This window comes from Ruegeria sp. AP7 (genome assembly GCF_056539905.1).
This window is the reverse complement of record NZ_JBQFVT010000012.1, coordinates 41,998-54,525: the sequence shown is the minus strand read 5'-3', so window position 1 is coordinate 54,525 and position 12,528 is coordinate 41,998. Positions and strand designations below refer to the sequence as shown.

The 12,528-nt window shown below is 52.3% G+C and carries 10 protein-coding genes; 7 read left to right on the top strand and 3 right to left on the bottom strand.

The window, feature by feature from the left end; translation table 11 throughout:
• The first annotated feature begins 154 nt into the window (after positions 1–154).
• The 6 genes from ACR0KN_RS18000 (at position 155) to ACR0KN_RS17975 (ending at position 7,268) form a co-directional block, all read left to right on the top strand.
• Complete coding sequence (locus ACR0KN_RS18000; protein ID WP_480655486.1) at positions 155–1,000, top strand: DeoR/GlpR family DNA-binding transcription regulator; 846 nt, start codon at positions 155–157, stop codon at positions 998–1,000.
• A gap of 29 nt (positions 1,001–1,029) precedes the next feature.
• The gene (locus ACR0KN_RS17995) at positions 1,030–3,069 is read left to right on the top strand and encodes an ABC transporter substrate-binding protein (protein ID WP_480655484.1); all 2,040 of its coding nucleotides are present in this window, start codon (positions 1,030–1,032) and stop codon (positions 3,067–3,069) included.
• Between the two features lie 72 nt (positions 3,070–3,141).
• Positions 3,142–4,146 carry an ABC transporter permease gene (locus ACR0KN_RS17990; protein ID WP_010443435.1) on the top strand — a complete coding sequence of 335 codons (1,005 nt, stop codon included), beginning with the start codon at positions 3,142–3,144 and terminating at the stop codon, positions 4,144–4,146.
• Positions 4,147–4,151: 5 nt separating this feature from the next.
• Positions 4,152–5,294, top strand: coding sequence for an ABC transporter permease (locus tag ACR0KN_RS17985; protein WP_260027172.1), 1,143 nt, complete (start codon positions 4,152–4,154; stop codon positions 5,292–5,294).
• Positions 5,291–6,277: an ABC transporter ATP-binding protein gene (locus tag ACR0KN_RS17980; protein WP_260027170.1), complete on the top strand. Its 987-nt coding sequence runs from the start codon at positions 5,291–5,293 to the stop codon at positions 6,275–6,277. Before ACR0KN_RS17985 ends, ACR0KN_RS17980 begins: the two co-directional genes overlap by 4 nt.
• A gap of 4 nt (positions 6,278–6,281) precedes the next feature.
• Positions 6,282–7,268, top strand: a complete 987-nt coding sequence (locus ACR0KN_RS17975) for an ABC transporter ATP-binding protein (protein ID WP_480655481.1) — start codon at positions 6,282–6,284, stop codon at positions 7,266–7,268.
• 234 nt (positions 7,269–7,502) lie between these two features.
• Here ACR0KN_RS17975 and ACR0KN_RS17970 read toward each other — a convergent pair whose 3' ends face one another.
• Positions 7,503–8,432 (bottom strand): permease, encoded by a 930-nt coding sequence (locus ACR0KN_RS17970; protein WP_480655479.1) that lies wholly within the window; start codon positions 8,430–8,432, stop codon positions 7,503–7,505.
• A 105-nt stretch (positions 8,433–8,537) separates the two neighbouring features.
• On the opposite strand from ACR0KN_RS17970, the gene ACR0KN_RS17965 reads away from it, so the two are divergent.
• Entirely contained in the window at positions 8,538–8,870 is a 333-nt protein-coding gene (locus ACR0KN_RS17965; protein WP_480457190.1) for an ArsR/SmtB family transcription factor, read from the top strand.
• A gap of 95 nt (positions 8,871–8,965) precedes the next feature.
• Here ACR0KN_RS17965 and ggt read toward each other — a convergent pair whose 3' ends face one another.
• Both ggt and ACR0KN_RS17955 read right to left on the bottom strand, forming a co-directional pair.
• Positions 8,966–10,783: a gamma-glutamyltransferase gene (ggt, locus tag ACR0KN_RS17960; RefSeq protein ID WP_480655477.1), complete on the bottom strand. Its 1,818-nt coding sequence runs from the start codon at positions 10,781–10,783 to the stop codon at positions 8,966–8,968.
• Between the two features lie 284 nt (positions 10,784–11,067).
• The gene (locus tag ACR0KN_RS17955) at positions 11,068–12,225 is read right to left on the bottom strand and encodes an aminotransferase (protein ID WP_480655475.1); all 1,158 of its coding nucleotides are present in this window, start codon (positions 12,223–12,225) and stop codon (positions 11,068–11,070) included.
• Between the last annotated feature and the right edge of the window lie 303 nt (positions 12,226–12,528).

Genomic DNA, 12,528 nt, shown 5'->3' with positions numbered 1-12,528 from the left:
ATCATTTTGTGCCGCAATGCCTCGCCCGTTGGGCAGTTGATGGCGTGACCGTTTATGTTTGAATCAGATATATATTTTTGTGAAAAACCAAAATTGTCACAAATCTATTACTTTTTTTGTGGATTTATAGATGGAATTATGGCGAAGTTAAAAAATGAACGATGATAGTGGAAACATACCGCATCGAGGGCGGGAGCTTCTTGACGTGTTGGCACGGTTGGGCGGCTCTGCACGCAACACCCAAATCGCCCAGGTCATGGATGTGTCCGAAGAAACCGTTCGCCGTCTTGTCAAAGCGCTCGCACGCGAAAACATGGTCGAACGTGTTCACGGAGGGACGTATCTGTCGCGAGCGCAGGACACGCCAATGTTCTCTGGGGCGCTCGAACATAATGCGAAAGAGAAGACCCTTATTGCAAATCGGGTCAGCCAGATCATCGAAGACGGAATGGTGATATTCGTTTCGGTAGGCTCGACCATGACGCATGTTGCAGAACAACTTCGCGATCATAAGGACCTTTTGGTAGTGAGCAATTCGCTGTCGGTTATCGCATCTTTGGCAGATCACAACGGTACGCGCGCCATTCTTGCCGGAGGCGAAGTCATCCGCTCAGAACGCGGAAGCTTTGGGCGTGCCGCCGAGCAACTGGCGTGTCAGTATAGCTATGACGCCATTATCTGTGGTGCCGATGCCTTGTCTCTGAAAGGCGGAGTGCTGACCTCGAATCTGCTGGAAGCCGAGTTGACACGCGCGCTTTTGGACAACACCGCACGTACGATTGTCGCAACGGACAACACAAAATTTGGAGCGCGAGCGGCCAATATTGCTTGCCGGTTTGATCAGGTGACTGATCTGGTCACAGATATTGCCCCACCCGCCAACTTTGGCTCCACGCTGCATGAGGCTGGGGTCAGGGTCCACGTCTCTTCTGAAAGGGGTGGAACCAGCAATGGCGCAAGTGCAGATGATGCCAATGACGCCATAGATGAAGAAAACTAAGAAACAGAGCTATCTTTAGGGAGGTTATCATGAAGAAGCTTTTGATGTCCGGAGCCGCATTTGCGACTCTTGGAAGTGCTGCCTGGGCAAATTGTCCGACTGCGACGGTGGCAGATATGCAAGGCCTGACGGATGGGGCATATCCTCAGCAATTTGATCTGTCTGAATTCCAGTCCTCAGGAAATTGTACGCTTGGATTTTCGGAAAACCCATCTATCGCAGATCTCAACGGCATGATCCGAGGCAACGAAGCCCTACCAGCAGTTGCGGATCGTTTGCCAGCTGATCCACTGGTTATCGTACCCTACGACAGCATTGGCCAGTATGGCGGACAGTTGGACGCGCTGTCCAACGCTACGGAAAGCGGTACATCCGACTTCTTGTCTGTGCGCCACGTCAATCTGTTCCGTTATTCCGACGACTTGCAAACCTTAGTGCCCAATGTTGCGAAGTCCTGGGAATGGAATGACGCATTCACCGAGTTGACGGTTCATCTGCGTTCAGGTCACAAATGGTCGGACGGCGCGCCGTTTACATCTGCAGATGTTGTCTTTTGGTATGATAACCTGATGATGGACACCAACGTTATAGCCGAAGCGAAGGACTACGCGCTGGCAGGTGGTGAACCGATGAAGGTTGAGGCGCTGGACGATACTACCGTTCGTTTTACGCTGGCAGCGCCGAAGCCGGGTCTGACCGAGACGTTCTCATTCACGTATGTTCAGCCCTTCCAGCCAAAGCATTTCTTTGAACAGTTCCATCCGGCTCTGGATGCAAATGCGGACGCCAATGCACAAGCACTTGGATATGAGAACGGCTATGAGCTGATTAAAGCTTATTACGGTAATTCCGACTGGATGGACACGCCATCTCCGATGCTGACCGCGGGTGATAAACTGGCAGGTCTGCCCAAGGATGCGATGCCAACATTGGAAAGCCACATTCTGGTCAAGGAAAGCACAGAGGGGCGCCACTACGTTGCGAACCCATATTTCTTCCAGGTGGATACGGCAGGAAACCAGCTGCCCTATATCTCTGAGATGGATGAGACCTATGTTCCAGATGAAGAGGTGCGGAACCTTAAACTGTTGAACGGTGAGGTGGATTACAAGTCGCAGGGCGTAAACCTGACATCTGCTCCGGTTCTGTTGGAAGGTCAGGAAAGCGGGAACTACACTTTAGAAGTGAAGCCGGCAATTGGCTACCCGGTGCTGACGTTCAACGTAACTGCTGAGGATGAAGCTAAAAGAGCGATCTTCAATGACATTCGTTTTAGGACAGCGATGTCGGTTGCGATGGATCGCAATCAGCTAAATGAGGTAACCGCATTCGGTCTTGGTGAACCAACACAGTATATTGGTTTTTCTCCACGTCCGGATTTCATCGACGAAAAGTGGTCGAACTACGAGATCAACTTTGATCAGGAACGCGCGAACGCTCTTCTGGATGAAGTTGGCCTTGTTGATCAGAACGGAGACGGTTTCCGCGATTTGCCAAACGGTGATCCGTTTGTGCTGGACTGGCAGTTCTCGACGCAATCTGCATCGGCTCAACTGGTGGAACTGATCGCACAGAACTGGAAAGATGTGGGCGTAAACACGGCAATCAAAGAGGTTACCTCGGATGAATTCCGTGCTGCGCAATCGGCAAACACTCTGGACATGGGCATGTGGCTCAAAAGCCAGCCAGCCGGTTCGGTTCTTGGCGATGGTGAAATCTGGGTGCCGCCGTTTGACGGGTATTTCGACGTGCGTACCGGTATGCTGTGGGCGGAGTACATCAGTTCAAATGGGGAAAATGGTGTGGAACCACCATCTTGGGTTGCTGATCTGAAAGCGGCCTTGGACACCTACCAATCCAGTGCGCCCGGATCAGACGCCTCGGTCGCCGCTGCGCAGAAGATGGTCGAGATCATGACTGGGGAGATGCTGTTCATTGGTACAGTTAATGCTCCGGCTCCGATCTATCATTCGAACAACCTGCAGAACTTCACTGAATTCAAAACGCAGTCCTACGAGTTCTATAGAACCTATCCGTACCGCCCTGCCCAGTGGTGGCTGTCGGAGTGATAGGCGTTTCAATCTAAGACAACGGTTAGGGGCGTCAGCGCCCCTTTCCACATGCTAGCCAGGAACTAAGAAATGCTCCAATTCGCTCGCTTTGCCGCCACGCGCGCAGTGATGGCTGTGGTTACTCTCGTGTTGGTCTCGCTCATCGTTTTTACACTGATGGAGCTTGTGCCGGGTGATTGTGCTGAACGCTATCTCGCTTACAAAAACACGCAAGGCTCGGCCATTACATTGGCTGATATCGAGGCTGAGAGGGTAAGGCTGGGGCTTGATCGTCCTTTTCTGGTACGTTGGGCTACTTGGTTAAGCGGCGCTTTCCGCGGTGATTTCGGGGATAGCTGCATTTTGCGCGTCAATATCGCGCAACTTCTAGGTGACAAGTTTTGGATCTCTTTGTGGATCTGCTTGGGCTCTTTGACACTGGCATATATGATCGCAATCCCGGTTGGCATTATCTCAGCGGCGTCAAGGAACGCTTTCCTCAACAATTCCCTGCGACTGGTCAGCTATTTGGGTCTGGCAATGCCGAACTTTCTGCTGGCGTTAATGGTGATGTTGTTTTCCACCGTGTATTTCGGAGAGACATTGACCGGCCTGTTCAGCCCTGAATATCGTGAAGCGCCCTGGTCATGGGCCAAGTTTGTGGATCTTTTGAAGCATGCCTGGCTGCCGATATTCATTCTGGGATGGTCGGCAACCGCATTTGCTCTGCAAACCGTTCGTGCACTGATGTCGGACGAGATCGGCAAGCTTTACGTGACCGCCGCTGCCGCGCGCGGGATATATGGCCGCCGACTCTTATGGCGCTATCCCGCACGCCATGCGCTGGGGCCGATCGTCAACTCGCTTGGCTTCGACCTGAACCGTATCTTCAATGAACTGCCCATTGTGGCCCTGATCCTGACACTCACCGAAGCTGGATCTCTACTGCTTGAGGCGCTGGCACGGTCGAATGACCAGCAGTTGGCTGGTGCGATCATATTCCTGCTGACGGCTGCCATCGTCACGCTGAACTTCGCGACCGACATCCTGTTGGCTGTAATTGACCCGCGCGTACGCAAGAGCATTCTGAGGTAACGCCCATGTCTGCAAAAACGTCTACGAAAATTGACGATCAGAAGGCAAAAGAAGCTTACTTTACGGCTTCACAGCGCCAACTGATCTGGGCCAGATTCAAAAAACAACGTGCGGCCATGATTGCCGCTACAGTGCTGGTTGTATTGATCCTGTCAGGTCTATTTGCACCTTTCCTGTCACCCTATGATCCGACAGTCGCTGGTCGGGATAAGGATTACTTGAATGGGGCACCTCAGATCCCGAAATTCTGCGACAAGAATGGCTGTTCCATACGTCCGTTCCTGCACACTGTGACACGCGAACGATCATTGGCGACAAATTTTCGATGGGTTGAGAAGGTCAACGAGGATGAACGCCGCTATATGGAGTTCTTCGTAAAGGGCGATAGCTACAAGCTATTCGGATTTATACCTGGCAACATCCATTTGTTCGGTATGGAGCAAGGATACGTTCATCTATTCGGAACTGATAGTGCGGGCAAAGACATCTTCTCGCGTACGCTTCATGCTGTCTGGACGTCGCTTCAAGTGGGAACTTTGGGAGTTGTGATCTCATTCGTTCTTGCGCTAATGATCGGGGGGATTGCTGGCTACTACGGTGGCGCGATTGACAGCGTGATCCAGATGATTACCGACGCGGTCAGGACGGTGCCTTCGATCCCGCTCTTTATGGCTATTGCGGCCTTTATTCCGCCCGAGTGGTCGGCTGAGACCCGATTTTTCGTTATTACCCTGATACTGGGATTGGTCGGTTGGCCGACGCTGGCGCGAAGGGTGCGAACGCATCTGCTGACCGAGCGTAATCAGGAATATGTTTTGGCGGCTCAACTTTGCGGAGCATCTGCAGGGCACGTTATTCGGCGACATCTCCTTCCCAGCTTTACCAGCTATATCATCGTCGATCTGGTGATCTCGTTTCCGTATGTTGTCCTGTCCGAGACGGCTCTCAGTTTTATTGGGCTAGGGCTTAAGGATCCGGTCAATTCATTGGGTGTAATGCTCCAGAACGTGACCAAGGCGGACGTTTTATTGAACTATCATTGGTATTTTATTCCGGTCTTTTTCTTCATCGCTCTGGTCATGGCTTTCGTCTTCGTTGGTGATGGATTGCGTGATGCCGCTGATCCATATTCGGAGTCCCGCAAATGAGCCTGATCGACGTCGAAAATCTTACGCTGCAATTTAGGACCGACGAAGGTTTGATCACTGCGGTAGATGATGTGTCTTTCTCACTGGCGCCCGGCGAAGTCATGGGCCTTGTAGGGGAAAGTGGTTCTGGAAAGTCCGTGACTGCGAAATCTCTGATGAAGCTTAATCCGGGAAATGCGGTCTATTCTCCGGAAAGTCGGATTACCTTGCATCTTGATAGCGGCCCAGTGGATGTTATGAGCCTGAAACGGCCCCGCGATATGGAAATTGTACGGGGTGGGTCGATCTCGATGATCTTTCAGGAACCCATGGCCAGTTTTGCGCCGGCGATGACAGTCGGTAGCCAGATGGTTGAGCAGTTGTTGATCCACACTGACTTGTCCAACAAACAGGCTAAAGAGCTATCAATTGAAATGCTGGACCGGGTCGGTATCTCTGACGCATCCACTCGGTTTGGGCAATATGCGTTTGAGATGTCCGGCGGTATGCGGCAACGGGCGATGATAGCCATGGCCCTATCGACCAAACCCAAGCTGCTGATCGCGGATGAGCCCACGACGGCCTTAGATGTAACCATTCAGGCGCAAGTAATAGACCTGATGAAAGACCTCGTGGCTGAGTTTGGCATGGGGATTATCTTTATCACTCATGATCTTGGCGTCGTTGCACAAACCGCTGACAAAGTGGCGGTGATGTATCTGGGCAAGATGATTGAGCAGGGACCGGTGCGCGAAGTTATTCGGAACCCGTATCACCCCTACACCAAAGGTCTGATCGATGCCCTGCCGCAGTTGGATGACCTGGAGAAACCGCTCATGCCGATTCCAGGAGATATTCCGTCACCTCTGGAACGGCCTGCGGGATGTGTCTTTCACACCCGTTGCGGCAAGGTGATCGGCGACATTTGTCGCACTGTTGTGCCGCAATGGTCTGATACGGGCGAAAATCACCGCACCGCGTGTCACTTGTGCGCTGAAGGATAAGTGAATGAGTTCTGAATACCTAATCCAAACACGCGATCTTTCGGTTGGTTTCCCGGTGGGTGGTCAACTCTTCAATAGGCGGGTCCTGAAGGCGGTTAATCATGTTACTCTCGACATCCCAAAGGGGTCGTTCTTTGGGGTGGTCGGTGAAAGCGGGTCTGGAAAAACGACATTTGGTCGTGCCCTGTTGAACGCGGTACCGATCACAGGCGGTTCAGCGCATTATGATGATGGTGAAGTAAACTATGACCTTGGAGATCTGGCCGGAGCAGATCTTAAAGAATACCGGCGAAGGGCACAGTTGATTTTTCAGGATCCCTACGCAGCGCTGTCGCCCCGCATGACGGTTCGCGACATTATCGCTGAACCTCTTGAAGTTATGGGGCTCTGCAAGTCGCGCGATGAGGTGGACGAGCGGGTTCGCGAAGTGGCCGCGATGTGTCGGCTCAATATCGAACACCTGCGCCGTTTCCCACATGCGTTTTCCGGCGGACAGCGTCAGCGTATTTCGATCGCACGTGCCCTAGTTTCCAGACCTCGGTTTGTTATTGCAGATGAAAGTGTTGCGGCTTTGGACGTGTCGATTCAGGCCGATATTTTGAATTTGCTTAAGTCGTTGCAAGATGAAATGGGCCTGACTTACCTGTTTATCAGCCACGACCTGTCCGTGGTCGCACATACCTGCGATCATGTGGCGGTAATGTATCTTGGTCAGATTATGGAAAGTGCCCCGACGCGGCAGTTGTTTGAAGCACCTCGGCATCCCTATACGAAGGCGTTGTTTTCGGCGATCCCTTCTCTGGACCCCGATGATAAAGGAAAAGTGCAGCGGTTGGAGGGTGAGATCCCATCGCCGACAAACCGCCCAACAGGATGTCAGTTCCACACACGATGCCCCTTTGCGACAGACCTGTGTAGACAGAAAGAGCCTGAGATGGAGATATGCGAAGCCGGCCATTCCGTTTCCTGTCACCGCTGGCAGGAACTTTAGACCGCAGTCTAAGTTAAATTGGATTGCGTCCCGTTAAGTTTTAGAAAAAAGATCCTTTTTCAATTGGCCCGCCTTCGAATTAGGGCTTTGTGCCAAGATATTACCCTCTTGCCGTCGAGCTAAAACCCTTCATTGGGCAGGTGGCTCAGAGGGTAAGATCATGCATTAGCGGCTTAATTGGGCCAGTCAGCAGGAGTTGCCTGTACTGCCTCGAATAGTCCACTTTTCGAAAGTCTAGCTGCCCAACGGGGTGAAAGCGTAGAAGAAACCTGCAATCATCGCCATGGACAGAATGACAAATAGAAAAGCCGCGATCATGGGCAGTTTGAAGATAGAACGTAGCAGGATGACTTCGGTTAGGCTTGCCCCAGCACTACCGATGATCAGCGCCATTACAGCACCCAAAGACATGCCTTTGGCAGCAAGGGCGGCGCTCAGCGGGATGACCGCTTCTGCACGAATGTAAAGCGGGATGCCAATTACGGCGGATATCGGGATTGCTAGCAGATTATCGTTCCCGGCATACTTCGTGATCAGATCGGTGGGGAGGAAACCGTAAATCATGGAGCCGATTAATATACCGACCAACAAATAGGGCAGCACGGTTTTAAAATCTTTCCAGGTGCTTTTCCATACCCGCCCCCATTGGCTGTTGGGTTTGATCTCAGCCGATCGGCTTGCCCCACACCCAGCGGATGGAGCTGGGGCCTCATATGCGGCGGGCTCTACAAAGCGTTCAAAGCCAAGTTTTTCGAGTGCGAAACCGGCGAATATCGAAACGCCGAGGGCGATTACAAAATAGACCAGGGTCACTTTGAGGCCGAACGTGACAGCGAACAAACCGATGATGATAGGGTTCAACAAAGGGCTGGAGAATAAAAAGACCATCATCGGCCCAAATCCGGCCCGTGCTCTGAGCAGTCCTTTCAGAAATGGGATGGTGGAGCATGAGCAGAATGGGGTTACTGCACCCAACATAGCTGAAATTACATAGCCACGACCGTTGCGTGAACTGAGGATGGCTTGAATGCGCGCTGGCGAGACATATGCCTGCAGCAGGCCGACGCCATAGCTGATGATCAGAAAAAGCAATGTCAGTTCAACCGCGAGGAAGGTGAACATACTGAGTGTTTCCTGCACAGCAGTCAGGGTTGATTGGGACATGATGTCATACTATATTATATTACTAGAAATATCGAAATAATAGCAATTCAAACTTGTGTCAAGGTATTACGGGTAATATCGTAATATTGAGATTGTGAGGTGAGAATGCAGATAGATGATGCTGCCAAAGTGCTGAAAGAGCTCGGCCACAGCCACAGAATTAAGATATTCAAAAGGTTGGTGAAATCAGGATACCAAGGTCTACCGGTGGGGGTTCTCAGGGAAGATCTGGACATTCCGCATTCATCCATGACCCATCATATCGCAAGCTTGGTTAGCGCGGGTTTGATAACGCAAGAGCGTGAAGGGCGTATTCTCCGTTGTGTACCGCAATATAATCGCCTGTGGGAAGTGATCGAATTTCTTCAGGACGAATGTTGCGCTGATCAAGGGGGCGACCCAAACCGACCGGTTTTTAAGGCGCCTCCTACCGATTGAGTGCCGCCGCAGCGATGTGTTATTGACAGTCGATAGTTCGATTAATAAGGCGGCTGTTGATCAGCCGCCTTTCGGTCTTTGCATTATAGGTGCGATTACTGGCCCAATGCGATGCCTTCGCGACGCGGATCTGCGCCGCCCTCCAATCCGGTTGGACTGATTTTGATCATATGCAATCCACTGGTCAGCGCGCGGCTGTTGGTTTCAAATCCCATTTCTTCCAGTGCCGGAGCCAGGGCTTCGGCATCCGTCCCTTCTTCGAGATCATATGTGCCAAACCGATTGATCAGATGAGGAGCGGCTGCGGCGCTTTGGACATCCATGTCCCAGTCCAATACGGAAATAATAGCCTGTGCCACATAACCGATGATCCGTGACCCGCCCGGAGATCCAACCGCTAGAACCGGCTCTCCGTCCTGCATTACAATCGTCGGTGCCATTGATGATCTTGGTCGTTTTCCCGGCGCAACTGCATTTGCAATCGGGACACCATCACTATGTGTGGCAAACGAGAAATCGGTCAATTCGTTGTTCAGCAGAAAGCCGCCCTTGGTCATCAAATGTGAACCAAAACCTGTTTCGATGGTCGTGGTCATCGACAACACATTTCCATAGCGATCTACGATTGAAATATGAGATGTGGAGGGCATCGAAATATCGATATTATCGGCCCAAAGCAGCGCGTGGTCGAACTCGGGTTGTCCAGGTGAGACGGTATCCAGCGCCGCTGGGCCTTCTAGTAACGATGCACGGTCTTTCAGGTAGGTTTCGTCCAGCAGGCCACCAACCGGAACTGGAACAAAATCGCTGTCTGCGATATACCGCCCACGATCAGCAAAAGCGAGCCGCGAGGAATCCCCGATCAGACGCCATGCCTCTGGGCTTTCGGAGCCCATCGCGGCAATATCATAAGGTTGCAAATGGCCAAGGATTTGCCCGACGCTTAGGCCCCCCGATGATGGCGGTCCCATACCGCAGACCTCAAAGCTCCGATATGTCGCGCAGACCGCAGGTCTTTCCACCACACGGTAGTTGGCCATATCCAGCATGCTAAGAACCCCTGGGTTGCGTACGGCTCCACGCACTGTTGCCACAATATCCTCGGCAATTTCACCCGTATAAAATGCATCGGCCCCTTCGACCGCAAAACTACGTAGAGTTTGCCCGTAGGCCTGGTTCTGCAGATGATCGCCAACCTGTAATGCTGCGCCATCGGGCATGAAATATTCGGCTGTTGACGGCACTTGACTGAGTCGCTCAGCATCCCACTCGATCATACCTGCAAGGCGGGGCGTAACTGTGAACCCGTTTTCGGCCAAGTCTATTGCATCCTCAAACAATGAGGGCCAGTTTGCGCTGCCCCAGCGGCGATGCGCGTCTTCCATAAGGGCAGGGGTGCCTGGCACGCCGACCGAGATGCCACCGATGGCCGCGTCATAGAACCCCCGTTTTTCGCCTTCGGCATCCTGAAACAGGCGTGGGTTCACTTCAACTGGAGCGGTTTCGCGGCCATCCAATGTGGTCAGTTCACCAGTTTCGGCATCAAACCAGACAAGAAATGCACCACCGCCCAGCCCCGAAGACTGAGGTTCTACCAATCCAAGTACAGATTGTACGGCGACCATGGCGTCCGCTGCAGTTCCGCCTTCTGACAAAACACGAGCGCCAGCCTCTACAGCCAACGGGTTCGCTGCCGAGACCATCCAGTCTGAAGAGACAACGGGCTGCCCAGTATCGCGCTTAACCAAGGCGGCTTCAGCGCGCTCTGACAGTTTATCCAGTGCACCGGCAGTAGCTGCTTCGGGTGCGACCGCATCTGTGGTCTGTTGGGCGAAGGCAGTACTGTTCAATAGCGCACTCAGAATTACAGCAGAGGCTGTCAGACCGCACTTTTGTTTCAGTTTGGTATTCATTGTTGGGTTCCTCCAAGAACGCATTAAAGCAAACAGTTGGGCAAAAAGGTGCGAACCAAGTAAGAAATACGATCACCGTAATGATACTGATCCAAAAGACAACGCAACAAATTCAATGCGGCGACTACATACGGGCCCGGGGCAATTCGAAAAACGTACGGGGCTTTGAACGAGGCCTTCTGCACGGTTCTTTAGAGAACCGTCAATTTAACTTAAAAAAAATGCAGACAGAAAACGTGGGTGGATCTGCATTGCATTCCAGAGTTTTTCTTGGATTGGCCATTTCAATTGATGGTTTCTGTGGCGAAGGGAACGCCTCTCTCTTCGAGCCGCTTCAGATAACCGCTGACCTTTTCAAGACCGGTCTTGAGAATTTCAAGGTTGTTGGCGTAACCGATACGTAACCAACCCTCCATATGCAGAACTGAGCCAGGTGTTAACATCACGCCAGTTTCTTCCAGCAATGAGACACAGAATTCGCGAGACGACATATCGAAATCGTATTTAAGCAACGCGGTGGTGCCCGCCTGTGGTTTGACATAAGAAATCCTGGGTTCATTCGATACCCAATCATCAAGGATTTGTAGGTTTCCGCGGGTAATGCGGTGGCTGCGCTCCAGAATGCGGGATTTGTTTTCCAGCGCGAGGGCGGCGAAATAATCGTCCAGCATTCCAACGCTGATCGTGTTGTAATCGCGATGGATGGAGACCGCCTTCAGCACCTCCGTTGCCGCTGCGATCCAACCCAGTCTCAATCCTGCCAGCGAAAAGGTCTTGGACATACCAGCCACGCTGATACCTCGTTCATAGAGGTCCGCTATCGCGGGGCAGAATCCGTCACCGGTTTGGCTGGTGCCACGATACACCTCGTCACACAGCACATAGGCCTGACTGCGCCGGGCAATCTCAATGAATTGCTCCAGGTAGCCGGCATCCATCAAAGCGCCGGTCGGATTGTTGGGGTTGTTGATTGCGATCAACTTTGTGTCTGGTCGGATTAATGCGGCGAACTCATCGAGATCGGGCAAAAAGCCGTTTTCCGGCCTCAGCTGAAGGATATCCACGGTGGCGCCATAACTCTCGGGGATCGAATAATGCTGTTGATAGGTTGGCCGGACCGAGATCACGTGGTCGCCTGGTTCAACCAGCGTTTCATGGACCAGTGCATTGGCCCCAATCGCCCCGTGTGTGACGACAATATTGTGGCGCTCTTGCCGTTCATAGAGCGTCGCAATCGCATCACGCAATCGGTCAGACCCTTCGATCGCGCCATAGGTCAGCTTCATTGGTTTGAGGTCATCTAGAACGTCGGAGTTCTTGCCAGACAATTCCAAAAGCTGCTCGATTGTCAGAGATGCAACACAGGTTTCGGCCAGATTGAACTCGCAATAGTTTTCGAATTCATTCATCCAGATCTCAACGCCAAAAGGCTTGATTTTCATTTCATCTCTCCCTGTTGCTCAGTCCTTGCGCCTAAGGAAGCTTACAGATGCCACAAACCATGGCGATGCCCTCAAGGCCCAAGCCGACTGAACGGAAATACACTGACCTGGTGTAGTCAGGTAACCGAGCCTTGCCGCAGGGCAGTGAACCCAGAACGCCACTGTTCTGATCCGACCATCATCCATGGTCAACCCTAGCGATCCATATCTCCTCCGCTGGCTCCAGTGGCTCAACCGATTTCCTCAAAATAGCGTACAGTCGCCGACAGGCCCACCAGCACCTCGTATTGAGGGGTGCCCATC